At 68.2% G+C, this 25,342-nt stretch carries 28 protein-coding genes; 11 read left to right on the top strand and 17 right to left on the bottom strand.

Annotation, left to right across the window (positions count from 1 at the left end; genetic code table 11):
* Positions 1-23: 23 nt before the first annotated feature.
* From ACFQ9R_RS28395 to ACFQ9R_RS28350, 10 genes are all read right to left on the bottom strand, one after another.
* A complete protein-coding gene (locus ACFQ9R_RS28395) occupies positions 24-1,571 on the bottom strand; it encodes an AIM24 family protein (RefSeq protein ID WP_378994740.1) in 1,548 nt (515 codons plus the stop codon).
* Positions 1,572-1,659: 88 nt separating this feature from the next.
* Positions 1,660-2,217 (bottom strand): GNAT family N-acetyltransferase, encoded by a 558-nt coding sequence (locus ACFQ9R_RS28390; protein WP_378994738.1) that lies wholly within the window; start codon positions 2,215-2,217, stop codon positions 1,660-1,662.
* Entirely contained in the window at positions 2,214-3,191 is a 978-nt protein-coding gene (locus ACFQ9R_RS28385) for an ABC transporter substrate-binding protein (protein WP_378994736.1), read from the bottom strand. The genes ACFQ9R_RS28390 and ACFQ9R_RS28385 overlap by 4 nt, the downstream gene beginning before the upstream one ends.
* 77 nt (positions 3,192-3,268) lie before the next feature.
* Complete coding sequence (locus ACFQ9R_RS28380; protein WP_378994734.1) at positions 3,269-4,357, bottom strand: FecCD family ABC transporter permease; 1,089 nt, start codon at positions 4,355-4,357, stop codon at positions 3,269-3,271.
* Positions 4,354-5,166, bottom strand: coding sequence for an ABC transporter ATP-binding protein (locus tag ACFQ9R_RS28375; protein WP_378994732.1), 813 nt, complete (start codon positions 5,164-5,166; stop codon positions 4,354-4,356). Before ACFQ9R_RS28375 ends, ACFQ9R_RS28380 begins: the two co-directional genes overlap by 4 nt.
* Positions 5,163-6,110, bottom strand: a complete 948-nt coding sequence (locus ACFQ9R_RS28370; RefSeq protein WP_378994730.1) for a hypothetical protein — start codon at positions 6,108-6,110, stop codon at positions 5,163-5,165. The genes ACFQ9R_RS28375 and ACFQ9R_RS28370 overlap by 4 nt, the downstream gene beginning before the upstream one ends.
* A gap of 5 nt (positions 6,111-6,115) precedes the next feature.
* On the bottom strand, positions 6,116-7,420 hold the full coding sequence (locus ACFQ9R_RS28365) for an MFS transporter (RefSeq protein ID WP_378994728.1): 1,305 nt from the start codon (positions 7,418-7,420) through the stop codon (positions 6,116-6,118).
* A 34-nt stretch (positions 7,421-7,454) separates the two neighbouring features.
* Positions 7,455-8,495, bottom strand: coding sequence for a PLP-dependent cysteine synthase family protein (locus ACFQ9R_RS28360; RefSeq protein WP_378994726.1), 1,041 nt, complete (start codon positions 8,493-8,495; stop codon positions 7,455-7,457).
* A complete protein-coding gene (locus ACFQ9R_RS28355; protein WP_378994724.1) occupies positions 8,492-9,319 on the bottom strand; it encodes a hypothetical protein in 828 nt (275 codons plus the stop codon). Before ACFQ9R_RS28355 ends, ACFQ9R_RS28360 begins: the two co-directional genes overlap by 4 nt.
* Positions 9,316-10,593 (bottom strand): ATP-grasp domain-containing protein, encoded by a 1,278-nt coding sequence (locus ACFQ9R_RS28350; protein ID WP_378994721.1) that lies wholly within the window; start codon positions 10,591-10,593, stop codon positions 9,316-9,318. Before ACFQ9R_RS28350 ends, ACFQ9R_RS28355 begins: the two co-directional genes overlap by 4 nt.
* Positions 10,594-10,695: 102 nt before the next feature.
* Here ACFQ9R_RS28350 and ACFQ9R_RS28345 point away from each other — a divergent pair, with 102 nt between their 5' ends.
* Positions 10,696-12,120: an amidase gene (locus tag ACFQ9R_RS28345; protein WP_378994719.1), complete on the top strand. Its 1,425-nt coding sequence runs from the start codon at positions 10,696-10,698 to the stop codon at positions 12,118-12,120.
* Positions 12,121-12,166: 46 nt separating this feature from the next.
* Here the strand turns inward: ACFQ9R_RS28345 and ACFQ9R_RS28340 are convergent, their stop codons facing one another.
* Positions 12,167-12,397, bottom strand: coding sequence for a hypothetical protein (locus ACFQ9R_RS28340; protein WP_378994717.1), 231 nt, complete (start codon positions 12,395-12,397; stop codon positions 12,167-12,169).
* Between the two features lie 212 nt (positions 12,398-12,609).
* Positions 12,610-13,050 carry a MarR family winged helix-turn-helix transcriptional regulator gene (locus ACFQ9R_RS28335; protein WP_378994715.1) on the bottom strand — a complete coding sequence of 147 codons (441 nt, stop codon included), beginning with the start codon at positions 13,048-13,050 and terminating at the stop codon, positions 12,610-12,612.
* A gap of 80 nt (positions 13,051-13,130) precedes the next feature.
* Between ACFQ9R_RS28335 and ACFQ9R_RS28330 the strand changes: the two genes are divergently transcribed.
* From ACFQ9R_RS28330 to ACFQ9R_RS28310, 5 genes are all read left to right on the top strand, one after another.
* Complete coding sequence (locus tag ACFQ9R_RS28330) at positions 13,131-13,505, top strand: cupin domain-containing protein (RefSeq protein WP_378994713.1); 375 nt, start codon at positions 13,131-13,133, stop codon at positions 13,503-13,505.
* A 133-nt stretch (positions 13,506-13,638) separates the two neighbouring features.
* Complete coding sequence (locus tag ACFQ9R_RS28325) at positions 13,639-14,511, top strand: metal ABC transporter substrate-binding protein (protein WP_378994711.1); 873 nt, start codon at positions 13,639-13,641, stop codon at positions 14,509-14,511.
* Positions 14,508-15,242 carry a metal ABC transporter ATP-binding protein gene (locus ACFQ9R_RS28320; protein ID WP_358116468.1) on the top strand — a complete coding sequence of 245 codons (735 nt, stop codon included), beginning with the start codon at positions 14,508-14,510 and terminating at the stop codon, positions 15,240-15,242. Before ACFQ9R_RS28325 ends, ACFQ9R_RS28320 begins: the two co-directional genes overlap by 4 nt.
* Positions 15,239-16,123 carry a metal ABC transporter permease gene (locus ACFQ9R_RS28315; protein WP_378994708.1) on the top strand — a complete coding sequence of 295 codons (885 nt, stop codon included), beginning with the start codon at positions 15,239-15,241 and terminating at the stop codon, positions 16,121-16,123. The genes ACFQ9R_RS28320 and ACFQ9R_RS28315 overlap by 4 nt, the downstream gene beginning before the upstream one ends.
* Before the next feature lie 54 nt (positions 16,124-16,177).
* Positions 16,178-16,516: an MmcQ/YjbR family DNA-binding protein gene (locus tag ACFQ9R_RS28310; RefSeq protein WP_378994706.1), complete on the top strand. Its 339-nt coding sequence runs from the start codon at positions 16,178-16,180 to the stop codon at positions 16,514-16,516.
* A 30-nt stretch (positions 16,517-16,546) separates the two neighbouring features.
* Here ACFQ9R_RS28310 and ACFQ9R_RS28305 read toward each other — a convergent pair whose 3' ends face one another.
* Positions 16,547-16,978, bottom strand: a complete 432-nt coding sequence (locus ACFQ9R_RS28305) for a hypothetical protein (protein ID WP_378994704.1) — start codon at positions 16,976-16,978, stop codon at positions 16,547-16,549.
* A gap of 86 nt (positions 16,979-17,064) precedes the next feature.
* On the opposite strand from ACFQ9R_RS28305, the gene ACFQ9R_RS28300 reads away from it, so the two are divergent.
* Both ACFQ9R_RS28300 and ACFQ9R_RS28295 read left to right on the top strand, forming a co-directional pair.
* Positions 17,065-17,607 carry a YaeQ family protein gene (locus ACFQ9R_RS28300; protein ID WP_378994702.1) on the top strand — a complete coding sequence of 181 codons (543 nt, stop codon included), beginning with the start codon at positions 17,065-17,067 and terminating at the stop codon, positions 17,605-17,607.
* Between the two features lie 101 nt (positions 17,608-17,708).
* Positions 17,709-18,611, top strand: coding sequence for an alpha/beta hydrolase fold domain-containing protein (locus ACFQ9R_RS28295; RefSeq protein ID WP_378994700.1), 903 nt, complete (start codon positions 17,709-17,711; stop codon positions 18,609-18,611).
* Between the two features lie 6 nt (positions 18,612-18,617).
* Here ACFQ9R_RS28295 and ACFQ9R_RS28290 read toward each other — a convergent pair whose 3' ends face one another.
* Positions 18,618-19,199: a TetR/AcrR family transcriptional regulator gene (locus tag ACFQ9R_RS28290; RefSeq protein ID WP_378994698.1), complete on the bottom strand. Its 582-nt coding sequence runs from the start codon at positions 19,197-19,199 to the stop codon at positions 18,618-18,620.
* 89 nt (positions 19,200-19,288) lie between these two features.
* Between ACFQ9R_RS28290 and ACFQ9R_RS28285 the strand changes: the two genes are divergently transcribed.
* Positions 19,289-20,326 (top strand): beta-ketoacyl-ACP synthase III, encoded by a 1,038-nt coding sequence (locus ACFQ9R_RS28285; RefSeq protein ID WP_378994695.1) that lies wholly within the window; start codon positions 19,289-19,291, stop codon positions 20,324-20,326.
* A gap of 67 nt (positions 20,327-20,393) precedes the next feature.
* On the opposite strand, the gene ACFQ9R_RS28280 is transcribed toward ACFQ9R_RS28285, so the two are convergent.
* From ACFQ9R_RS28280 to ACFQ9R_RS28270, 3 genes are all read right to left on the bottom strand, one after another.
* On the bottom strand, positions 20,394-20,723 hold the full coding sequence (locus ACFQ9R_RS28280) for a hypothetical protein (protein WP_378994692.1): 330 nt from the start codon (positions 20,721-20,723) through the stop codon (positions 20,394-20,396).
* Positions 20,724-20,879: 156 nt separating this feature from the next.
* A complete protein-coding gene (locus ACFQ9R_RS28275; RefSeq protein WP_101464103.1) occupies positions 20,880-21,461 on the bottom strand; it encodes a TerD family protein in 582 nt (193 codons plus the stop codon).
* Between the two features lie 54 nt (positions 21,462-21,515).
* A complete protein-coding gene (locus ACFQ9R_RS28270) occupies positions 21,516-21,794 on the bottom strand; it encodes a hypothetical protein (RefSeq protein ID WP_378994690.1) in 279 nt (92 codons plus the stop codon).
* Positions 21,795-22,181: 387 nt separating this feature from the next.
* Here ACFQ9R_RS28270 and ACFQ9R_RS28265 point away from each other — a divergent pair, with 387 nt between their 5' ends.
* Together ACFQ9R_RS28265 and ACFQ9R_RS28260 are read left to right on the top strand one after the other, a co-directional pair.
* The gene (locus ACFQ9R_RS28265; protein ID WP_378994688.1) at positions 22,182-23,222 is read left to right on the top strand and encodes an acetyl-CoA carboxylase biotin carboxylase subunit family protein; all 1,041 of its coding nucleotides are present in this window, start codon (positions 22,182-22,184) and stop codon (positions 23,220-23,222) included.
* 39 nt (positions 23,223-23,261) lie between these two features.
* Entirely contained in the window at positions 23,262-25,268 is a 2,007-nt protein-coding gene (locus tag ACFQ9R_RS28260; protein WP_378994686.1) for a hypothetical protein, read from the top strand.
* Positions 25,269-25,342 lie beyond the last annotated feature (74 nt).

The following is a 25,342-nucleotide window of genomic DNA, read 5'->3' as shown; positions in this document are numbered from 1 at the left end:
TATCGGCCTTTTCCGTGTTCGGGTCAGCCGAAGATGCTGCCGCCGGTGCCCGCTTGCTGGCCGCCGCCGGTGCCGCCGATGAGGCCGCCCGGGGGAAGTTCGGAGGGCTGGACGATGACGAAGCCGCGGCCGGAGAAGGCGAGGGTGCTCGCTTCGCCGGTGCTGCGGCCCATCAGTCGGCCGAGGCCGAAGGAGTCGTTGCGCTTGATGCCGGTCTGCAGGCTCGACGACCACGCTACGGCGGCGTTCGGGTCGGCGTAGGTGGCCTGGTCGACGGTGAGGACGACCGGGGTGCCGTGGGTGGTGATGGCGATGCGGCCGCGGCCGGTGAAGACGCAGTTGAACAGGCCCGCGTTGGAGGCGTAGCCCGCGGCGCCCTGGACGCGGCCGATGTCGTAGCGCAGCGTGGAGTCGAAGGCGAGGACGTTGGCGCCGTTGATGGTGAGCCCGTCGGTGCCGTCGAGGTCGATGATGTGCACGTCGGCGGCGCTGTTGGCCAGGAACAGGTCGCCGCGGCCGGTCACCTTCATCAGCGGCACGCCTTCGCCGGTGAGATGCTGGCGGATGGCGCGGCCGATGCCGCCGGAGCCGAGCGCCTCGAACTTCAGGTCACCCTGGTAAGCCACCATGGACCCGGATCGCGCCATCACCTCCCCGTTCATGCCGACCTTCACCATCTTGCCGCCCTGCTTCTGGATACCGAGGCCGTTGACCTCGGCATGCGAGGGGTCGAACAGGTCGCTGTGCACGGGCTGGGCTCCTTGCTGAGATGCATACGTTGGCTGTTGAGCGGGTCCGCCGGGCTGTCCGTAGGCGGGTGGCGGGTAGGCCGGTGTGGGCGCGGCCGGGTAGGCAGGTGCGCCCGGCGGGGGTGCGGCCGGGTAGCCGGACGGCGTCCCCGGCTGACCCGGAACAGGGGGTGCCCCAGGGGGCGGCGCGAATTGACCGGGTGGCATCGGGGCGTGGGAACCGGGAGGGTGCGGCGGCAGGTGACCTGGGCCGGGTGCGCCTCGGGAGTCGCCGACAGTGCCCGCCACGGCACCGGAATTACCCTGCGCCGCAGCGGGTTCGGGGTCGTCGTCGAGGTTCACCCCGTAGGCCGATGCGATGCCCGCGAGCCCGTCGTCGTACCCCTGACCGATCGCGCGGACCTTCCACGCGCCGTTGCGGCGATAGATCTCCACACACACCACACCACTCTCGGTGGTGAGTCCGGGGATCGGGAAAGTCAGTGCGGTGGAGCCGGATTCGATGGTGGTGGTCAAGGTGCCGACGGCGGCGAACGTCGCGGGTCCGCGACCGTCGAGGCTCGCGGTGACCACCACCTTGTCCACATCGGCGGGCAATGCCGAGGTCTGCACGCCCACCACGTCGGGTCCGCCGTTGCCGTGCCGGTACACCACGCCCGGCCCGGTCGGCTGATTGAAGAAGACGAAGTCGGCGTCGGAGCGCACCTTGCCCGCCGCGTTCACCAGCAGGGCCGACACGTCGACCGACGCCGAACTCGCGACCGTGACGGTCAGTTGGTCACCGGGCGCGGGCCGGTTCTCGCCGGGAGCCAGCGCGGTCACGACACAGCGCCCGAACGTCGCGCGATTCGCAAGTGTTCCACGCGTTCGATAGTGCCGTGTATGCCGTCACCGCGCCAGCAGGGAACCGTCAGACCGGCTGTTGATCGCCGCGATCCAGCGGAATCTCCAGGTGCACCGTCTGGAAGCCGCCGTGTGGCCCTCGGGCATCGCACACGATGTGGCCGAAGGTCAGCCAGAATTCGAGCGCACCGGGTGTCCGGGCGTCGGTGTGCAGATACAGCCGCTCGAAAGCCGGGGTGGCGCGCACGTGCTCGACCGCCGCGGTGACGAGCCGGGTGGCCAGTCCGCGTCGATGGTGCTCGGGCCGCACATAGACCCGGAACAGCTGCGCGGTGGTCTCGTCGGGGTAGCGGCGCGCGAGCTCGGCCGGATGTGGGGGATGGATGGGCCCCTGCGCCCGGATCGCGGTGGTGCCGACGATGACGCCCTCGTGCGCGGCGACCCACAGCCGGTGGCGCGGATGCCGCAGATAGGCGGTGTCCGGGTCGATCACGTCCTGGTGATATTCGGGCAGATAGCCGATGCCGAACACCTGGTAGAAGGTGTCGAGCATGACGCTGCGCGCGCCCGCGAGATCCGCGGTGCCTGCCTCGCGGACGAGGTAGCCGGTGGTGGCGGCGGTCATCGCAGCTGCGCCAATTCGCGGTCGAGCACTTCCAGACCCTCGACGGCTACCGGTCCGGGCCCGGTGTAACCGAAGGGCGCCACGATGATCCGGTTCTCCCGAATCGCGCGCAGCCCGGCCAGTTCGGGACGTTGGCGCAGGGCGGTGCGCACCGAGTCGGGTGTCTGGTCGCCCTGGGTGAGCAGGATGATCACTTCGGGGTCGGCGGCGATGAGTGTTTCGGTGTTGGCTTCGAAGTTGCGCTTGTCGATCTGGCCGTAGACATTGCCGAGGCCGAGGATCTTCAGCTGTTCGTGGACTGTGCTCTTGGCGCCATAGGCTTTGAGCTGGGCGCCGTCGCGCGACAGGATCAGCGCGGCGGCGGGACGGGGAGTCGTTGTGCCACTGTGCCGTTCGGTCACCGCCTGTACTCGCTGCTTCAGTGTGGTGACTTCGGTGTCGGCCGCGCTCTCGGTGCCGAAGAGCTTTCCGTAGAGGGCGATGTCGGCGAAGACGTCCTCGAAGGTGCCGGCCGCGTCGCGGCAGTAGCCGCGGGTCACGATCAGCGGTATGCCCACCTGGGCGAGGTCGTCGGGGGCCACCGAGAGACCTTCGACGCTCACGACCAGGTCGGGGGCCCGGCTGATGATCTCCTCGCGGGCGAGTTCGGCGGTGGGCGCGGTGATTTCGATGCCCTGCAATGCCTCGCCGTACTGGCCGGGGAAGGCGGCGGCTTCGAAGGTGCGGGTGACGATGCGGTCCGCGGCGCCCGCGGCCGCGATCAGCGGTGCGGCGATGGAACCGACCGTGACGACGCGCTGTGGGGGCGAGGAGAAGGTGACGTCGCGACCGCAGCTCGAGATCGTCAGCGGGAAACCGCTTGCCGAGGGTGCGGTGGCGGGAGTTGTTGTGCCGCAACCGGTAACGATCGCGCTGGTGAGGAGGGCGAGTACGGGAACGGCGGAGCGGCGGGCGGAGATGACACGGGTGAACACGGTGATGGTCCTCATCGATCGGTGGGGGGATTTCGCCCGGTCGTCGTGACCGGGACAGCGGGGGTGGAGTGCGGGTTTCAGGACTCGCCGGTGGCACGGAAGCGGCGGATCAGGACGAGGAGCAGTGGGGCGCCGACGGCGGCGGTGACGATCCCGATGGGCAGTTCGCGTGGCGCGAAGACGGTGCGTGCCGCCACATCGGCGATCACCAGGAAGAGCGCGCCGATCAGCGCGCTGACCACGAGTAGGTGCCGATGTGTGCCACCGGTACACAGCCGGGCCACGTGCGGCACGATCAGCCCGACGAAGCCGATCGCCCCGGCGACGGCGACCACCGCGCCGACCGCGAGTGCGACGATCAGCAACGCCCACAGCCGAATGCGATTCGGTGCGATGCCGAGCGTGCGCGCGGTGTCGTCACCGGCGGCCAGTGCGTCCAGCCGGGGCGCCATCAACAGCACCGCGACCAGTGCCACCGCGACGACGGCGACGGTGGTCGCCACCGAGGACCAGGCGGCAGGCGCGAGCGAGCCGAGCAGCCAGAACAGCACGGTGCGCGCGCCTTCGGGCCGGTCGGAGGCGAAGATCAGGAAGCTGGTCGCGGCCGAGAAGATGTAGCCGATGGTCACCCCGCCGAGCAGCAGCCGCAGCGAGGTGAGCTGGCCGTTGATCCGCGAGATCACGAACAGCAGGGCGGTGGCGATCAACGCGCCGATGAACGCGCTCGCCGCGAGGGCGGTGGCGGTGGTCGCCGCGGCGACCCCGAACAGCAGATACACCGCCGCGCCGGTCGACGCGCCCGAGGTGACGCCGAGGATGTGGGGGTCGGCGAGCACATTGCGCACGATGGTCTGCAAGACGGCGCCGGTGATCGCCAGGGCGGCGCCCACGAGTGCGCCGAGCAGCACGCGCGGCACCCGCACCAACCAGACGATGGAGTCCTGGGCGGCGCTCCAATCGACGGATACCGGGTGACCGAAGACATGGTGGCCGATGATCCGCGCCACGGTGCCCGGCGGGACGGCGACCGGCCCGAGCCCGGCTGCGACCACCAGCGTGCAGGCGAGCGCGATGGTGAGCCCGGCGGTCAGCAGCACTGCGCGGCCGCGGTGGCGGGCGTGATCGAGGTCGTCGATGGCCGGATCGGCCACCAGGGTCGCGGTCATGTGGTGGCCGCCTCTCTGGTCTCGGACGGAAGTGTTGTGGCGGGAGGTTCGGCAGCCGGGCCGAAGAGGAGTTGGACGGCGCCGAAGGCCGACGTTCGGCGAACGGGGATCTTGTAGACGGGTTCGAGGATCCGCGGGGTCAGGACTTCGGCGACAGTGCCTGCGGCGGCGACGCGCCCCTGGTCGAGCAGGACTAGGCGGTCGCAGTAGCGGGCGGCCAGGTTCAGCTCGTGCAGCACCACGATCGTGGTGGTCGCGGTGAGACCGCGGACCAGGGTGAGCAATTCGTGCTGGTAGCGGATGTCGAGGTGGTTGGTGGGTTCGTCGAGGAGCAGGTGGTCGGCCTGCTGGGCGAGTGCTCTGGCGATCAGGACGCGCTGGCGTTCGCCGCCGGAGAGCGTCGCGAAACGGCGGTCGGCCAGCGCCCGCGCCCCCACGTGTTCGAGCGCGGCCGCGGCGGCGATCCGGTCGGCGCGCGAATACCCCTGGAACGCACCGACCCACGGCGACCTGCCGAGCAGCACGGTCTCGGCCACGGTGACCGGCGTATCCGGCGGCGCTTCCTGGGCGACGACGGCGAGGCGACTCGCGAGCTCGCGCCCGCGCAGCCGCTCCACCGGCACCGCGTCGACGACGACGGATCCGCCCGCCGGGCGCAGTGCCCGGTACATCAGCCGCAGCAGTGTGGACTTGCCCGAACCGTTGGGGCCGATCAGTCCGAGCGTGCTGCCGGGTGCCACACCAAAGCTGATGTCGTCGAGCGTGATTCGGCCGTCGTAGGTGAAGCGGATCTGGTCGACGGTGATCATCGCGGAGAGCTCTCTGTTCGGGGAATCGTCACCGGGTGTGGGTGATCGACGGTGGGAACGCGCTGTATGCCGGGTCGCCACGAGTGATGCACCGCCACCGAGCAGGCGAAGGCGGCGCAGATCTCGTGCGCGGCGAGGACCTGCTCGCGCAGACGTGGATCGTTGTCGGCGAGCAGGATTCCGGTGGTCGTGCCGCTGTGGGCGACGACGACTCCGGCCGCGCCGATGGCGCGCGCCGCCCGGATGGTCGCGTCCAGATGCGGACGGTCACGCGATGCGGCGCTCAGCACGGCACTGCGGGTGGCCACCGCGCCGATCGCGGCGATGTCACCGTGGGTGATCGCCGGGCCGAGTTCGCCGAGCAGCCTGTCGAATTCGCGTTTGTCGGCGGCGCTGAAGCCGGGTTCGCCCCGGTTGAATTCGACGGTGTCGACCGAGCCGCCCTCGTCGCCGGTGACGATCGTCAGTGCCGGGAGGGTGCCGAGGCGGGCGAGTAACCGCACCTCGCGATGGAAATAGGCGACGGTGCCCGGGTACATGACGCCGTCGGACGGTTCGATGGCGCGCAGGTCGGCTTCGAGTTCCGCGACGGGCACCGAGCGACCCTCGGCGTCGGCGACCGCGCGGGCGGTGGCGACGAGATCGGCGGTGGAGCTGGCCAGCCCCTTGCCTTCGGGAAGTTCGCTGTGCAGGGTGAGTCGCCCGCCACCCAGCACGCGCGATCGGCCGACCATCCCGCTCGCGAGTCGCGCCGCCTTCGACTTGCCCTCCGGCACAACATCTATGCGGTCACCGCCCGGCTCGAAGACGGCCACCGTGCCGCGCCGAATGGGGAGCGTGACCAGGAAATGCCGATTCTGTTCGGTGACGCCCTGGAGCAGTTCGCCGCAGCTTCCGTAGGCGCGGCCGACACCGATTCCCGGCGTGGCGAGTTCAATGGTCATCGGAGTCATCGCCTTTCGCTGGGGGTGTTGTCGTCGGTGACCGGTGCGAGTTCGGGCCGGATCGCTGCGGGGCCGGGCAGCAGGTTCCGGCGGTGTAGCCGCAGCAGCGCGAGGGCCGACAGCACACCGGCCGCGGCGCACAGCAGCGAGGGCGGCCAGCTCAGGGGGCCGCCGGTGTGGTCGAGGACGGCGCCGGTGATCGAGGTGGCGACGACCGTGAAAATGCCGGACGCCAGATAGAACGCGCCGAAATAGGTTCCGGTCAGCCGAGTTCCGGCGAAGCGGCCGATCGCCTCGTTGACGAAGGGTTGCACCGCGGTCACGCCGATCGCGAGCAGCACCGCGGCCGCGACCACCGGAGCAATCCGGATCACTGTGCCCACCACGCTGTTTCCCTCGAACGGCACCACCCCCGCGACGGCGGGAGGCAGGAGGAACGCGGCTCCCATGACGGCCATCCCGAGCGCCATCGCGGGCCCACGCTGTGGTCGGCGCGCCAGCACCGTGGTGACCCGAACCTGGAGCGCCACCACGGCGATCGTCTCGACCACGAACAGCGCCGCCACCGCCGCCGGACCGTGACCGGGCCCGGCACTGTCCTGCGCTTGCAGGGTGAACAGGAAGTAGATCTGGCTCTGCAAAGCGAACATCGGCATCAGCGCGAGGGTGAACGCCCAGAACCGGCGATCGGTGAACACCGTCGCGAAGTCGGTACCGACCCCACCCTCGTGCGCGGGCACCGGTCGCGCGGGCAGCAGCAGCCATTGCACCACGGCCAGCACCGCGAAGATCGCCGCCGCGACCAGGGCCGATATCCGGAAGCCCGCCGCTGTCAACACGGTGCCGAGTACCGGTCCGATCGCGGAGCCCGCATTGCCGAAGACGTTGAACAGCGCGAAGGCCTGCGCCGATTGCGCACCGCTGTCCCGGGCGATGAACGCGCGGACCGCCGGATTGAACAGTGCCCCCGCGAAACCGGTGAGCACCGAGGCCGCCAGCACCACCGGCAGCGAACCGCCGACGGCGAACAGCGAGAAGCCGAGTGCCCTGATCGCCAGGCCGACCATGATCACGCCGCGCGCGCCGAGCCGGTCGGCCGCCGAGCCGCCGACGAGGAACAGACCCTGCTGGCTGAGATTGCGCACCCCGAGCACGATGCCGACAACGGCCGCCGACAGCGCGAGGTCGTCGAGGAGGTAGTCGGCCAGAAACGGTACGAGGAGATAGAAACCGATATGCCCCACAAGATGATTCACGAGCAGTAGCCGGACGGCGCCCGGTAGCGCGCGGAAGGTGTCGATGCCGTTCATCTGCCGGTTCCGGGCTGGAAAGCCGTTGCGGGGGTCACGCGCTCACCTCGGCGGCAGGGTCGCGGACGATCGAACATCGGCCCCAGCCGAGCACTTCGGCGCTGTCCGGGGCGGCGATCGTGGTGGGTGCGGTGGCGGGCGCGCGGAAGAGACCGTTGGTTCGGCACCAGTCGTCGTTGTAGATGGTGCCCAGATAGCGGTGTGGCCCGTCGGGGAACACGGTCAGCACGCGGGCGTCGGGTTCACGCTCGGCGACCCAGCCCGCGACCAGGGCGGCGGCGCCGGTGCTCCAGCCGCCCGCGATGCCGGTGGCCGCCGCGACCCGGCGACACGACGCGACCGCCTCGGCGGCGTCGACCCAGTGCACCTCGTCGAAGTCGGCGTAGGCGACATTGCGGGGCAGGATGCTGCTGCCGAGACCGCGCATGAGCCGGCGGCGATCTGGTTGGCCGAAGATCCGGGAGCCGACGGCGTCGACCCCGATCACCCGCAGCCGGGGCCACCGTGTGCGCAGCACCCGGGCGAGCCCGGCGCAGTGCCCGCCGGAACCGATCGAGGCGACCAGCACATCGACGCCGTCGACCTGGGCGAGGATTTCCTCGCCCATCGCCTGGTAGCCGCCCGCGTTGTCGGGGTTGTCGTACTGGTCGGGCCAGTACGCACCCGGTGTGGCGGTGAGCAATGCGGCCAGCCGATCCAGCCGCGCCTGCTGCCAGCCGCCGGAGGGGTGTGGTGCGGTGACCACGTCGAGCGGGATCTGAAACGCCGAGAACAACGCGCGCAGATCGGGTTCCAGCTCGTCGTCGACCACCAGCAGCACCGGATGGCCCAGTGCCTTGCAGGCCAGCGCCAGGCCCAGTCCCAGTGTGCCGCTGGTGGATTCGATGATCGTCGCGCCCGGCGCGAGCTCACCTCTCGCCGCAGCGGCGCGCAACATCGACACTGCCGCACGGGCTTTCATGCCCGCTACGCTCGCTGCCTCGAGTTTCGCTGTGTACCAGCTGTTGCCGGACGGAATGGGCACGGCGGGTGTGCCGCCGATCAACTGCAGAAGCGCGGGTTGCGGGGGTGTCATGACAGCTCTCGGTAGGTGACGACGGCACTCGGCCCGCCGTCGAGGGAGAAGAACGGGTAGGGCTCGGCCGAGACCGCGTGTACGCCCGCGCCCAGGAACCAGGGCAGCACCGCGCTGCCGGTCTGGGCGAACAGCACCAGCGGCAGGCCGCGCCGGTTCGCCACGGCCCGGAATTCGTCGAATGTCTCGTTACCCAGCGACATTCCGGTGACCAGCAGCGCGTCGTAGTCCGACGGAGCGTCGGCGACCGACTCGAAGACCGGCTCACCCCATTCGGTGACGCCACCGGCGAGGTCGCACGGCAGATACGTGATGGCGCGCGCCCGCAGTTCGGCGAGCAGCGAACCGACGACGCCCACCACCAGTACCCGCGACACCCCGGCGGGCAGCAGGTCGACGACGGTGCTCGCCCGGCGGCGCGACTTCGTCAGCGAGGTCGGCCCCTCGATCACCACCTGTTCGCCCTGCACGCCACCCGCGTGCGGATGCGGACGCACGTGCATCAGATAGGCATCGAGCGCGGCGATCCGGACCGCGGGCACCGGATGCGCGAGCAGTTCGTCGATCGTCGCCGCGACACAGCTGTCGACCAGATCGTCGGTGGCAGAGCCGGGTTCGAGACCACATGAGCCCACCGCCGCGCCGACCCGCAGGCTCAGCACCTCGTTGCGGTATCCGCGAGAGCGGCCCGCGTGCCGGGTGCCGTAGGCGGTGCGAAACGCCGTGGACGCGTGCAGGGTTGCGGGTTCGGGTCCGAGCTTGCCCCGGCGCGCCCACGTGATGAGCTCGGCGACGGAGTCGGGGCGCACGTCGGCGGCGATCATCGCGCAGCGTCGAGGTCGAAACGGAGATCGGCGATCAACCGCTGTGCGAGATCGCCGGTGGTGCCCTGCGTGTCGTCCACCACCATGACGTGACCGAGATAGGTGTTGTTGTCGGTCGCGGGACGCACCTCGGTGCCGGGATCCGCCAGTTTGCGCTCCACGATCCTGGGGTCCGCCGCCCAGTTCTGTGCTCCGTCCACCGTGGTCAGCAGGCCGGCGTCCGTCGGCACGGCGAACGCGACGGCCGCGCTGGCGATACCGGTCTCCCGGGGTGTGACATCGGGCTCGCCGCCCGCGACAGCTTCGGCGTGCACGGCGGTGAGGTCGATTCCGGTGACCCGTCGCACCAGTTCGGTGATGCGATTCCCGGCGGGGCGGGGGTTCACCTCGATCAGGCGGGGGCCGTGCGCGCCGAGTTTGACCTCGGTGTGGGCGACGGTCGCGTCGAGACCGAGCGCGGTGATCGCCGCGACTGCCAGCTCGGCCACCGCGGCGGAATCGCCGGGCTCGAGGGCAGCGGGGAACATGTGGCCCGACTCGATGAAGGCGGGGGCACCGGTGATCCGTTTGTCGGTCACTCCGATCACCGTCGTCCGCCCGGCGACGGTGACGGTTTCCACGCTGAATTCCGGCCCGTCCACGCACTCTTCGAGCAGGACGAGTGGTGAGCGGTGCTGTCCTCTGGCGTTGATCGGGAATCCGGCGATGGCGTCCGCCGCGACGCGCAACTCGGCCTCGTCGCCGACCCGGCGGACGAACATTCCGCCGCAGAGGTCGACCGGCTTGACCACCAGTGGATAGCCGAGTTCGGCTGCGGCGCCCACGATCTCATCCCATTCCCGCGCGACGGCGAAGGCGGGACCGGCGACACCGGCGGCACGGCAGATCAGCCTGGTCCGGTACTTGTCGCAGGCATCGGCCACCGCGGTCCGGCCGGGCCCGGGCAAGCCGAGATCGGCGGCGATCGCGGCGACGGTCGGCAGATAGTAGTCGCACGAGGTGAGCACACCGTCGAAACCGAATGCCGCCTGCAGTTTTCGCACGTACGGCAGCAGTGTCGACTCGTCGTTGGTGTCGGCGGTGAACACGTTGGCCGCCCCGAGCAGGGGATGTGGCAGGGGTGTTCCCGGCCGGAGGTAGTGCCCGAGATCTCGGGTCAGGAAGCTGAATTCGTGGCCACTGTCCTCGATTCCCGCCGGGAGCAGGGTGCTCATCGAACCGACCCAGCTCTCCACCATCAACAGGTGTCCCACATGTCCTCCAACCTCGAGCAAGATGCTAATGATAACCATTATCAATAGAAATGCGATAGTCGAGAAGGGCCAGCACATTCGTTACTGCTGCGAAGGGACCCGGGCTCGCATTACGCTGCGGATATGAGCTCTGCCGTGCACGGATTCACCGACGATGCCCTGGGAACGCTGGACGCGGTCGGTGTCGCCGCGGCGTTGCGCGCGGGGGAGGTGAGCCGGTCGGAGGTTCTCGAGGCCGCCATCGCCAGGACGCGGCGGGTCGATCCGAGGCTGGACGCGGTGCAGGTGACGTGCTTCGATCGCGCGGCGTCGGCGCCCGAGACCGCGGGGGTCTTCGCCGGTGTGCCCGCGTTCGTGAAGGACAACACCGATATCGCGGGGCTGCCCAGCTGCCACGGCTCGGCCGCGTTCACACCGCATCCGGCCACGGTGACCAGCGGTCCCGGCGCGCAGTTCCTGCACTCGGGCGTGATCGTGCTCGGTAAGTCGACGCTGCCGGAATTCGGGCTCACCGCGAGCACCGAATTCACCGATCGCGCGCCGACCCGCAACCCGTGGAATCCGGAGTACTCGGCGGGCGCCTCCTCGGGCGGTTCGGCGGCGCTCGTGGCGGCCGGGGTGGTGCCGATCGCGCATGCCAACGACGGTGGCGGCTCGATCCGCATTCCCGCCGCGGCCAACGGTCTCGTCGGCCTGAAAACCACCCGCAACCGCCTGCTCGACCAGCCCGGCGCCCGCAAGCTGCCGGTGCATCTGGTCGCCGAGGGCGTGGTCACCCGCTCGGTCCGCGATACCGCGCACTACCTGGCCGCCGTGGAACGATTCGGCGCGAATCCGGCGCTGCCGCCGGTGGGGCTGGTCGAGGGGCCGAGTGCGCGACGGCTGCGGATCGGCCTGATCACCGCCGATGTCCTCGGCCGGCCGGTGCACGCCGACAACGGCGCGGTCCTGGCCTCGGCGGCGAAGGTACTCGAGGGTCTCGGCCACGAGATCGTCGAGATGCGGCTGGATGTGGATCCGCGCTTCGTCGAGGACTTCAAGCAGTACTGGGCGGTGATGGCCGCGGCGATGGCGCTGTCGTTCCGGCTGGGCCACCGCGGGTACTTCGATGCGCGCAAACTCGACCCGTTCACCACCGGTCTGATCGGGCTGGCCAAGCGCAATCCGCTCGCGGTGGCCGCGTCGACGTGGCGGTTGCGCGGGGGAGTCGCGGCCTATGACCGGCATTTCGCCGAGGTCGACGTGCTACTCACCCCGGTGCTCTCGCATCCCGCGCCGCGCATCGGCGAGCTCGCGCCCGGCCAGCCGTTCGACGCGCTGTTCGCCAAGCTCGCCGACTACGTCGGCTTCACCCCGCTCAACAACGTCGGCGGGGGACCCGGCATTTCGCTGCCGCACGGCCTGGTGCCCAGCGGTCTGCCCGGATCGATCCAGCTGGCCGCGCGCCGTGGTGACGAGCGGACGCTGCTCGACCTGGCCTACCAGCTGGAAGCGGCGAGCCCGTTCCCACGGATCATCGATCGGGCTGCTGCCGCGGGTGCCGCCTGATCATGTGGTGCGCACCGCGCTGATCAGGCGCTCGTCACCGCGTTGATCAGTTGTTGCGCGCCGCGACATTGATCGGGCGCAGCCGGCCCGGGCTGTCGGTGCCCGCGTCGAACGCCCAGTGCTCGCCGTCCCAGCCGGGGTAGTCGGCGCGCCATCGATCCACGAGGCGGGCGTCCTCGAGCGAGGCGACCACGCCGGCCGAACCGGTGTACTGCAGCCGCTCGTACTTGTGCCGAGTGACGGTGTCGACGGTGTGAACGGTGACCAGGGCTGACATTGACCCTCCGGGATCGAGACGAACGGTGACGTGACGAGTGCGCTACCCGGACCGTCGGCCCGGGTGCTGCGGTGGCGCGTCACCGCTCGATCCGAGAGTATGCCGCTCGCCGTGACACCGCGCAGGTTTTGAAAATCCAGTTCTTCGGATTGTTGGGTACCCGTTATGCACATCGTCGGTTTGCAAGATTTGGTTACGGCGGTGGTGGCAGTTCACCAGCTCGGGCGGACTCGCCCCGGGGTGACGACGCGACCCAGCGCCTTGCTGACCTGGGTGAGGGTGGTCGCGCCGAGGGTGTCCGACCAGGTCTGGGTGAACTCGGCCATGGCGGCGTCGGCGGCTCGCGTGCATGCCCAGCCGCGTTCGGTGAGGGTGATCAGGCGGGCGCGCGCATCGCGCGGGTGTGGATTGCGATCGGCATAGCCCTTGGTGACCAGCTCGTCGACCAGTTGACTGGCTGCCTGTTTGGTGACGCCGAGGTGGTCGGCGATCTCTCCGACCGTCGCGCCGTCGGGCGTCATGCGGACGAACGCGAAGCCGTGCGTCGGCCGGATGTCGGTGAATCCCGCCGCGGCGACCCTGGCGTGCACCGCCTCGGTCACCTCGGCCGCTGCCGCGAGCAACAGGAGGGGGAGGTCTGCGTTCACGGGCACGACAGTCATTCTGACACTTGACACAATAGTCAATCTACTTGACTATATAGACAAGTTGCTTGACCTTATGGAGGTTTCGAATGCCGGTGATCCGTTCCGCAGACGCGCAGGTGCACGAGGTGCACAACGCCCGCTTCACGTCCCTCGTCCGACCCGGCACCGGCAGTGCCGAGCTGTGTGTCTGGCAGACCGAGGTTCGGGCCGATTCGGTCGGCGTGCCCCATCGCATCCTGGGCGAGGAGGCGTTCGTTGTGCTGTCGGGCGAGGTGACCATGACGATCGACGGCGAATCCGCGCCGATGAAACCCGGTGACGCGGCGGTCGCGCCCGCCGGTTCGATGATCGCCCTCGCGAACTCGGCCGACGAGATCGCCAGGCTGCTGGTGACTGTGCGGGTCGGCTTCGCGGCCGAGCTCCCCGACGGCTCTACCTTCACCCCGCCCTGGGCATCCTGAGCCGTCCTCGCGACTGTTTCTAGCCCTGAACTTGAAAGTTCGGCTACCCGAACAATATAATTCTGGAATGAGGGTTGGGTTCTACCGTTCGCCGGCGCGCCGCCGGGTGCTTGCGGCATGTGTTCTGAGTGTCATGGCGTTCGCGCTCACTGCCTGCGGTGGGATCACCTCCGATGACGACGGGAAGAAGGTGGTTCTCACCACCTTCACGGTCCTGGCCGACATGGCACGGAATGTGGCAGGCGAGCATCTGCGGGTCGAATCGATTACCAAGGTGGGGGCTGAGATCCATGGGTACGAGCCGACGCCGGGCGATATCAAGAAGGCCGCCAAGGCTGATCTGATCCTGGACAACGGGCTGAACCTCGAGGCCTGGTTCACCCAGTTCGTCGCCGACCTCGATGTGCCGCACGCCGTGGTCAGCGAGGGGGTGGCGCCGATGGACATCAGCGAGGACGCCTACCGGGGCAAGCCCAATCCGCACGCCTGGATGTCGCCGGTGAACGCGCAGATCTACGTCGGCAACATGGTCCGCGCGTTCACCGATCTCGACCCCGAACACGCCGACGCCTACCGTGCCAACGGCGATGCCTACAAGACGCAGCTCGGCGCCGTGCGCGACGATCTCGTCGCCGCGGTGAACACCCTGCCCGCCGACCAGCGCGCCCTGGTCACCTGCGAGGGCGCGTTCTCCTACCTGGCTCGCGACGCGGGGCTGACCGAGAAGTACATCTGGCCGGTCAACGCCGAACAGCAGGCCACCCCGCAGCAGATCGGCTCGACCATCGACTTCGTTCGCCAGCGCGGCGTGCCCGCCGTGTTCTGTGAATCGACGGTGTCGGACGCGCCGATGCAACGCGTGGTCGAGGCGTCCGGCTCACGGTTCGGCGGCGTGCTCTATGTCGACTCGCTCTCCGAGACCGACGGACCGGTCCCGACCTACTTGGACCTGATCCGCCACGACGCGAAGACCATCGCGACCGCACTCGCCGGAGTCTCGAAATGACCGCACCGGTAGTCGAAATCCAGGACGTGACAGTCCACTACGGTGATGTGCTCGCGCTCGACACTGTCGAACTGACCCTGAAATCGGGCCGGGTGTGCGGGCTGATCGGTATGAACGGCTCGGGCAAGTCGACGCTGTTCAAGACCGTGATGGGGCTGGTCACGCCCGATCGAGGCCGGGTGCTGATCAACGGCCGCCCCCCGGCCGCCGCGCGCAAGGCGGGCAGTCTCGGTTACGTGCCGCAGTCCGAGGACGTGGACTGGAGTTTCCCGCTGTCGGTGCGCGATGTGGTGATGACCGGGCGCTACGGGAAAATGGGTTTCACCCGCCGGGCGAGCAAGGCCGACCGTGCCGCCGTCGACGCCGCGCTGGCCCGCGTCGAGCTCACCGACCTGGCCGACCGGCAGATCGGGCAGCTGTCGGGTGGTCAGAAGAAGCGCACGTTCGTGGCTCGGGGCATCGCCCAGGAGGCCACGATCCTGCTGCTCGACGAGCCGTTCGCCGGTGTCGACAAGCGCTCCGAGGCGACCATCACCGCGCTGTTGCGTGAGCTCGCCGCCGACGGGGCCACCATCCTGGTGTCCACCCATGATCTGCACGCGCTGCCCCAATTGGCCGACGAGGCAGTGCTGTTGAACCGCCGGGTGCTCGAGCACGGCGACCCCGATGTGGTGTTGCGCCCCGAGAACCTGGCCAAGGCCTTCGGCCTGGATGTGGACGGAGACCGATGAGCCTCGAGGAATTCTTCATCGACCCGCTGCGCTACGAATTCATGGTGCGCGCGCTGGCCACCACGGTCACGGCCGCCGTGGTCTGTGCGGTGCTGTCGTGCTGGCTGGTGCTGATCGGCTGGTCGCTGATGGGTGACGCGGTGTCGCACGCGGTGCTGCCCGGTGTGGTGCTGGCCTACATCGTCGGCTGGCCGTTCGCCGTCGGCGCGGTGATCTTCGGGTTCCTCGCGGTGGCGTTGATCGGCGTGGTCCGCGATACGAGCCGGGTGAAGGAAGACGCCGCCATCGGCATCGTGTTCACCACCCTGTTCGCGTTCGGCTTGGTGCTGGTGTCGGTGACGCCGAGCCAGACCGACCTGAACCACATCGTCTTCGGCAACCTGCTCGGTGTGAGCCGCGGCGAGATGATCCAGATCATGATCCTGGCCGCCATCGTCCTGGTCGCCCTGGTCCTCAAACGCCGTGACTTCACCCTCTACGCCTTCGACGCCACCCACGCCCACGCCATCGGCCTCAACCCCCGCGTGCTCGGCACCGCCCTGCTGGCCCTGCTGGCCCTGACCTCGGTGGTCGCGTTGCAAGCGGTCGGCGTGGTGCTGGTGGTGGCCATGCTGATCATCCCCGGCGCCACCGCCTATCTCCTGACCGACCGCTTCTCCCGCATGCTCGTCATCGCCCCCACCATCTCGGTGCTGTGCGCGGTGACCGGCCTCTACATCAGCTACCACCTCGACACCGCCGCCGGCGGCATGGTCGTGGTGACCCAGGGCGTCGCCTTCACCTTCGTCTACCTCTTCGCCCCCCGCCACGGCGTGATCGGCCGCCGGATCACCGCCTCCCGCGCCAGGAAAACCGTCGCCACCCTCGGTGCCGTCGACTAGCGGTCCCGCGGCGATGGATCCGATCGTGTCGGTGTGTGGTGTCAGGATGTGGGCATGAATGTCACCGGGGAGGACGTCCGCGCCTTCGTGCTGTCGCTGCCGCAGACGACAGAGCATTTCGCCTGGGGCATGCCGATTTTCAAGGTCGCGGGCAAGCTGTTCCTCACCCTGCCCGAGGACGAGACCTCGATGGCGGTCCGCTGCCCGATTCTCGATCGCGACGAACTGGTCCTCGCCGAACCCGGCAAATTCTGGATCGCCTCGCACGAGTCCGGTAACCCCTGGGTCCGCGTCCGCCTGGCATCACTCGACGATCGCGAGGAACTGGAAGCCATCGTCACCGACTCGTGGTGTCAGGCCGCCCCGCGGGCCTTGCTGGATGCGGATCAGTGAGCGCGCGACAGCTCGTCGGCCGCGAGGTCGTTACAGCACCGGCGTGATCGTGGCCTCGATCGTCTGGATGGAGTCCACCGGGATGACGAAGGTCTCGGTGATCTCCACGGTGGTCAGGCGGATGTCGGCCACTCCGGCGTCGAGGAGGTAGTGGGTGGTGACCGTGTCGCCGGATTCGGACATGGTGAGGTCGCGAATGCCCTGGATCACGCGGTACTGGAGGCCGTTCTCCAAGTCGGCGCTCAGCTGGGGGCCCGAGTAGCCGGTTCGGAGGCCGACCTCGACGCGGGTGGCGTCGGGGGCGAAGGGGACCGCGCTCGCGTCGTGGGACACCAGGGCGTCGAGGTAGGCGCGGGCAATGGCCTGACGGGGTGAGTCGGCCGCATTCGGTTCTGCCGCAACGGTTGCCGTGCCGAGTGCGAGGAAAACGGCGGCCAGAGCCGAAACGTGAGTGATTCTCATGTACAGATGCTGGCGGTCCGGACCGGTCAGCGCAACCGGGAGTGCGCGAGTAGTCGACGTCGCGGCCCGGTAGGGTCGGAGCTCCTATGGCACTCAGCGCAACACTGCACAACTTCGCCGTCCAGCTCGCCGATGTGGATCGGGGGGTGTACGAGGATCTCGAGTTGCGGGTTGCCCGGCACCCGTCGGAGACGGCTGAGTACATGATCACCCGGATCCTCGCGTACTGCTTGCAGTACGAGGAGGGGATCGTGTTCAGCGACGGCGGGATCTCGGCCACCGATGAGCCCGCGGTGCAGGTTCGGGATATGACCGGCCGGACGACCGCGTGGATCGAGGTCGGCGCGCCCGACGCGGACCGTATTCACCGCGGGAGCAAACTCGCTGGTCGGGCCGTGGTCTATACCCACCGCGACCCGGCGAAGGTGCTCGCGCAGTACGCGGGCAAGAAGATTCACAACGCGGCGCAGATTCCGCTGGTCAGTTTCGATCGCGCGTTCATCGATGAGGCCGCGGGACTGGTCGACCGTCGCAATACCGCCACCCTCTCGGTCACCGAGGGCGTGCTCTATCTGGACCTCAACGGCACCAGCTTGCGCACCGATATCACCGAGCAGCCCCTCGGCTGAGGCCGGCACGGAGTAGCTTGGCTGGCACCGGTGACGCTCGGCCCGAGCGCTGTGGACCGCACCGGTCTCGTCGTCGAGTGGAGGTCGCGGTGCCCGGTGTGATGAGTCGGTTCGTGATTCCGGGATTCCTGCGGGTCACCCGGCGCAACCGGAATTACGTCGATGCCGAGCTGGCCGCAGCGCACGTGCGCGAGCGCGCGCTGCGGCCCCTCGCCTACGGTCCGCCGCGCACACTCCGCGGTGTCGAGATCTCGGTGGAGCACGACCGTGGCTGGCCGATCTACACGCTGACCCCGTCGGACGGGATCTCCCGCGGTGGCCTCGTGTACGCGCACGGTGGCGGCTGGGTGGGCGAAATCGCTTCGCAACATTGGCAACTCGCGGCCAGGATCGCCGCTCAGACGCATCTCGTCGTGACGGTCCCGATCTATCCGCTGATTCCGTTCGGCACCGCGGCGGAGGTGATTCCCCGCGTCGCCGAACTGGTCACCGCGGCCGACGAGCGCTACGGTCCGACCTTCCTCGCCGGCGACTCCGCGGGCGGTCAGATCGCGCTGTCCACCGCGCTGCACCTGCGCGACGCGGGTCATATCGTTCCCCGCACGCTGCTGATCTCTCCTGCGCTCGACCTCACTCTCGAGAACCCCGAGATCGACGCGGTTCTGCTGCGTGACCCGTGGCTGGGCCGCGACGGTGGGCTGGTGTTCGGCCGGATGTGGAGCGGCGAACTCTCGATGAAGGATCCCCTGGTCAGCCCCCTGTTCGGCGACTTCGGCGGGCTGGGTCCGATCACCGTGTTCACTGGCACCGACGACATCCTGAACCCCGACGCCCGCCTGCTGGCGGCGAAGGCACGCGCGGCGGGCGTCGACCTCGACTATCAGGAAGAATCCGGACTCGTGCACGTCTACCCGTTGACGCCCAGCCCCGAAGGGGCGGCGGCCCGTCGCCGGATCATCGCCACCCTGCGCGCCGAACTCGATGCGGCACACAGCATCTCGTGAGACGGCTCACCGTTCGGTCAGGTGCACCGTGAACAGGATCGTCAGCTGAGTGACCGCCTGGTCGAACGGATGCGCGGACTTGAGCGCGCGGCTGTGCACGATCGTGCCCTCGATGGTGGTGAGCAGGAACCCGGCCAGCGACACCGCGGTCGATCGCTCGATCCCGGTGGCGACGATCCCGTCGGCGAGCCGGGCGGTCCATTCGGCGAACGCCTGGCCCGCGATGGACTGGACGGCGGGGTCGAGTTCGTCGAGAGCGGCCGCCATCATGAACGAGCCCGCGGTGTAGTCGGATTTCTCCAGCGGGGCGCGCCAGAAGGCGAGCAGGTCGGTGAGCCACTGCTGGGCCGACGGCGCGGTCTGCAGGGCGTCGGCCATGGCGCTCACATGTGAGTACACCAGGCGTGCCACGATCCGTGCCGCTGTCTGCACCAATTCGCCCTTTCCGGACGGGAAGTGCTGGTACAGCGAGTTGCGTGAGGTCCTGCTGCGCTCGAGTAGTTCGCTGAGGGAGGACGCGTGCACGCCGTGTTCCTGGACGGTGCTGATCGTGTGCTCGATGAGTCGGGCGCGTGGTCCGGCGGCCATCCGATCTTCTCCTACCCCTTGATTGAACCGATCGGTTCATGTTAGACCTATTCCTACGTGAACCGATCGGTTCATATGGAGAGGATGTCATGCCCACCCCCATTGCCACCGCGGTTCCGGTCACCCACGCGGGAATTCTCGGCCTCGGCGTGTACCGCCCGCGCCGTGTCGTGCCCAACTCCGAGATCGTCGACGCGATCGAGTCCTCGGACGAGTGGATCAAGACCCGTTCCGGGATCGCCGCCCGGCACTGGGCCGAGCCCGACGAGACGATCGTCTCGATGAGTGTCGCGGCTGCTCGGGACGCGCTCACGGCGTCGGGGGTGAGCGCCGAGCAGATCGACGCGGTGGTGCTGGCGACGTCGTCGCAGATGGTGCTCGGTCCGTCGGCGGGCGCGGTGGTGGCGACCGAACTCGGCATGCACGACACCGCCGCGTTCGACATCTCCGCGGGCTGCGCGGGCTTCTGCTACGCGTTGGCCGATGCGGCGAATCTGGTGCGCTCGGGTCAGGCACGGCAGGTGCTGGTGATCGGTGTGGAGCGATTGTCGGATCTGCTCGACACCACCGATCGCGGGTGCGCGTTCATCTTCGCCGACGGTGCCGGTGCGGTCGTCGTCGGGCCGGCCGAGCAGGAGGGGATCGGCCCGGTCGCGTGGGGGTCGGATGGCGCGCGCACCTCGGCGATCAAGCAGGACAAGGACTTCCTGGAGTATTTCGCCGAAGTCGCCGCGGCGGAGGCCAGCGGTGGCACGTCGCAACGTCCCTACATCCGGATGAACGGCACCGAGGTCTTCCGCTGGGCCGTCACGTTTCTGGAGAAGGCGTGTCGTGACGCGCTCGACCTCGCGGGCCTCACGGCTCACGACCTCGACGCGTTCGTTCCGCACCAGGCCAATATCCGCATCACCGACGCGCTGGTCCGCACCCTCGGCCTGCCCGAAACTGTCGCCGTCGCGCGCGACATCATCGAAACCGGCAACACCAGCGCCGCCTCCATTCCGATGGCCATGGAACAGCTGGTGCGCTCCGGCGCCGCCGACCCCGGCGACACCGCGCTGCTACTCGGCTTCGGCGCCGGTCTGGCCTACGCGGGCCAGGTCGTCCACCTGCCGCCGATCGCCTAGTTCTTCAGCGCACGCAGATATTGGCGGTAGACGCGTTGTGCGACAAAGGAATTCTCTGCTCAGGTCGTCACGCGTTCGCCTTCTCGCGTAGCGACCGCTGGGTCACCGGTACCGCGTAGGCCGCGCCGTCGCGGATGCCGAATTCGAAGCGGCAGGGGAACAGCGAGGGTAGGCCGGTGGCGCGTAGGTCGAAGTTCGCGGCGAGGGTTTGCATGGCCCAGTTCTGCAGCGAATCCGGGAGCTGCAGGGTGGTGCCGTCGACGCAGCACACATAGGCGTGGGCCTGTTCGCCGTCGACGGGGAGGGGGTTGCGCAGACCGACCGCGCCGATTTCCAGAATTCGTCCGGCGTTGTGGGAAGTAGCGACGCTCGGCAAATCCAACTCGATGTCGTCCATGCGGAAAACCGTAGCGCAGCAACTATTCAGGGAACACCGAAATCGCGTGGTCTTGACGAACTTCGCCGATGTCGCAAAAGTGGGAAAGTGCGAGGTCTGTTCGCCGCGTCACGGCGGAGCTCGGCGCACTGCGCGCCGGGCCCTGCCGCCGCGACGTCAGCCGATCGCGAAGCGCAGCAACGCCTGGCGATCGCCCTGCTTGATCTTGCCCTTGCGGTCGAGGACCTCCAGCTGCCACACCGGACCGTTGCGGAAGGTCCGCGCGATCGCGTTGGCGTTCTCCGCGCCGAGCAGTGACGGCCAGATATCGGCGACAGGCTGGGTATCGCCCCCGGTCGCGTCGTAGATCTTGAACGAGACGTTGTTCGCCTTCTCGAAGGAACTGCCCTTCTTGAACGCGACGGCCACGAAGACGATGGAGTCGATCGCGGGGGGAACAGTGGCGAACGTGACGTGTACGGTCTCGTCGTCGCCCGCGGCCGCACCGGTCTGCTCGTCGCCGGTGTGCAGCACCGATCCGTTGCCGAGCGGATCGAGTGAATCCAGGCCGGCGAATCGCACCGGCTCAGCACCCTGGAACAGCACGGCGATCAGATCGAGGTCGACACCGCGCTTGCGCCGGGCCATTCCGAGAATTCCACCGCTGGAACCCGCCGACGGATCCCAGCTCACCCCCACGCTCATTTTGGTGATACCGGCGAGATCGGCCGCGCCGTCTTCCTTCTTGAGAGTAATCACGATTTTCAGGCTACGGACTTCGCTCGCCGCGTGCATGGCGACGGAATGCGCTCGTCAGCCGGAGTGGGTCGCGAGGTAGACGAGGGCCGTGACCGCCAGCGCGATCGCGCCGAGGATGCCGCCCGCGATCGTGTCGGCGCGGTTGGTGGCCACACCGTTCTCGATCCGATCCCAGCCGATGAACGCGGCGGCCACGGCGCCGATACCGGCTGGGGCGGCCACGAACTCGCTGACGACGGGAATGAACGAGACCGCGCAGGCGATGATGCCGAGCACCAACGACGCGAGGCCGACACCGTTGCGTGGCGGCGGAAGGGTCTCTGGACCGGGCATCGCCTGAGCGTAGTCCCGCCGCGGGATGGGTGCCGGTCGCGCCCGGTCACAAGCCCCTCGGTCACAGCTTCGTCATGGTTGATCGAGCAGGGGCCGGGTACTCCATGGAAATGGCAGCCCTGCAGGGATTCATTTCAGCGTCCCGCTTTCCGGGCTGTGGAGTTCGAGGAGGGATAAGGTTTGTCGATTTCAGCTGACGAATCGAAAAGTCGAAACCCGAACAAAGGTTATGTAGCCCTGCTGGGCTGGAGTCTGAATGCGGTCGAGGCGGTTGACCGGTTCGACCGCCGCTATATCGTAGTTGCGCCCGAATGGGCGGAAAGTTATTGCACGGAGCACGGCATACCCTATATCCCCTGGGATTTCGAGCGGCTCAACGATCGTTCGATGGAGATCGCCGAGACCCTGAAGAAAAAGGGAGTCGACGTCGCCATTCCGATCTTCGAGGAGACGGTGGAATGGGCCGGAGCGATCAACTCCGTCCTGCTCGACAATCCTCGCCTGCTCGGGCAGTCGATGCTCCTGCGTGACAAGTCGTTGATGAAGCGGCGCGCGCAGCTCGGCGGTATCCGGGTCGGAATCTTCGAAGAGGCGCACGAACGCGACGACGTGATCCGATTCCTGAAGCGGGTCAATCAAACCCTGCTGAAACTCGACGGTGATCCCAACGATCCGATTCACCTCAAGGCGTTCGACAAGGCGGGCTGCCTCGGTCACCGGATCATCCGGACCCCCGACGAGGTGGACTTCATCCCCGACGACGAGTTCCCGATGCTGATGGAATCGCACCTGGACGGCTGGGAGTTCGCGGTCGAGGCCTGGGTCCACAACGGCCGCATCTGCTTCCTGAACATCTCGGAGTACGTGACGCTCGGATACTCGGTGTTCGTGCCCGCGACGCCGGAACTCGAGAAATATCGGCCCGAGATCACCCGGCAGGTCGAAAAACTGATCAAGACCTTCGACATCGAATTCGGCTTCATCCATCCGGAGTATTTCGTCACCAGCGACGGGGAAATGTATTTCGGCGAGGTCGCCTACCGGCCACCGGGTTTCAAGGTGTTCGAACTGCTGGAACGGACCTATGGTTTCAACGCCTACCACGCGCTGGTACTGGCGTTCGACCCGAAGTCCACCGACGAGGAGATCGACGCGTTCTTCCCGAAGGAAGTGGTGGATGCCACCGGCCACGCCGGGTGCTTCGGCGTGTATCCGCGTCGACGTGTGGTCAGTCGGCTGTCGGTGCCGCCCGAGACCGAGGATCATGATTACTTCGAGACGCACGAGCTCACCGCGCCGCAGGCCGAAAAGGTCACCAAACGCACCGCATTCGGTAATCACTGGGGTCTGCTCTATTTCTTCGGCGAGGACCCGTACACTCTGCGGGATCTGTTGAAGCGACAAGAAGAGCTCGACTTCTATATTTGATCCGTTGCCAGGGGCAGCGGAGTGCGAAGGGATCGGCGATTGAGTCCGGACGGCCACGACCCGGCGAGCTTGGACCGGCGTCTCGCCACGGTGGACCACGCCATACAGTCCCTCGCGGACGCAGGCGATTTCGGTAAGCAGGTCAAGCTGCCCAGGGTGATGGACTCGCTGCGGCGGGTGCTGCTGCTGCCCGGTGGTTGCGCGGCGGTGCGTGAACGGGCCGAAAAGCTGGAGACCGCGGGCCTTTTCCTCGGGACCGACTGGGCGCAGCCGCAGATCCTCATCCCGGCGCTGAGTACCGGCTCCTTGCGCAGTGCCAACGCCGACACCATGGTGTTGGAGGCGGTGAGTGATCTGCGATTGCTCGCGGTCGCCAAGGGCGAATATCAGCATGCGCTGGTGTCGGCCGAAGAGGCCGAGGATCACCTGTCGCAGGTGCTCGCGGTGAATCTGTCGCTGCTGTTCTCCCCGCCCACCGAGGCGGAGCGGGAACAGCAGGGGCGGATGGCGCAGGTCTCGCGCGAGCTGCTGCACTACCTCGTCGCCGAGGTCGGGTACGAGAAGGTGCTGGAGAACCTGGTCGACGAGATCTGGCGCATTCTGCGGCAGCGGCCCATCCAGGTCGACGGGGTCAAACGGATGATCACCCAGATCGCCGTCGCCCGGGCGAATCCCGACGTGGATCTCGGCGCCAGCGGCCTCGGCGCCGACCGGCTGATCAGTAGTCTCTACGGAACCACCGAGGGGTGCCGGGAAGACCCCGGGGTCGAGATCTACCGCACGCGGCTGGAATCGATGGACGACAGTGCGTTGCAGTACGAGGCAACGGGATTCGCGCGGTCCATGCACGACACCGGGCTGGTGTCGCCGTATCACGCTGTGCTGCTGCGCTTTCTGCTCACCAAGGGTGAGTATCTGCTCGGCGAGGCGATGGGCTTGTCCAGCACCGGCCGCGACAGCCTGCTCTGCTATCACGAACTCGTCCACAGTCTCATCGAGCAGGCTGTGCACGTCGAAACGGCGCAGTGCGTGTACGGACTCACCCTGCTGCTCGAACGCGGCATCCTCTATCAGCCGCCGGTCGCGCCCGCGCTGTGGCGCCAACTGGCACTGCGGCTTTCACCGCACTCGCGCCGGCGGCTGACCCAGGTGTTCGGGCCGACGCCGGAGCCGCGGGCGTGGCTGCTGTCGGGGATGCTGTCGGTTCTCGGCCTGCCGCTGGGAATCGGGCAGGGCGACAACCCCACCTGCCAATCGGCGCGAGCGCTGTCGATGTGGGCCTACAACGACCCCGACTATCTGCTGCAGACGCTGGTGTGGGCCGCGCGCGACGACGAGATCGTGATGCACTTCGAAGGGCAGCCGATCTCCTCGCGCGAGACCGAGGACACGGAATCGACCGCGCTGCAACTGGATCTGGACCCGGTCTCGCTGCTGGTGGTACCGCACCTGGACCGGATCTACGCGCAGATGGGACGGCGCTGTATCGGCCGCGACGGCGACCCGCACCGCTGGATCAACCCGGAATTCCACGGCTGGTGGTCCGGCCGCGGCTTCCGGATCAATGTCGATGTCGCCACCGGCTTGCTGACCGACCTCGACGAGTTCCTGCGCCACTTCTACGCGGGCTATCACCCCTTCTACAACGGCAACCAGCCGGTGATCCACCCGCAGCCCGCCGGTATCGCCGTCACCGACAGCGCGGCCCGCTTCGTCGGCTGGCACGCGATCACCGTGCTGCGCGTCAGCCTCGACCCGCAAGACGTGATGCGGGTGTACTTCTACAACCCGAACAACGACAGCGGCCAGGACTGGGGCGACGGGGTCGTCGTCGGAACAGCCGGGCACGGTGAGCGTTTCGGCGAAGCGTCGCTGCCCTTCGAGCAATTCGCCTCGCGGCTCTACATCTTCCATTTCGACCCGCTCGAGCCCGGTGAGCTGGCCGCCGTAGAGCGCGCGGAGCTGGACCGGGTGATCGGCTATCTCCGGCGCAGTTGGGGCGCCGACCGCATGCCCGTGGAAACAGGTGCGGCCGAACAGGATTGATCACAGCAAACGTTCAGAGTCGAACGTTAGGGTGTGGTCGTCGGCGCGCTTCGTGCCGCGATGAGCAAGGGGAT

The sequence above is a fragment of the Nocardia sp. NPDC056541 genome (assembly GCF_042794235.1).
Lineage (GTDB): Bacteria > Actinomycetota > Actinomycetes > Mycobacteriales > Mycobacteriaceae > Nocardia.
Note: the sequence above shows the minus strand (reverse complement) of the source record. Positions and strands in the feature narration are given on the sequence as shown.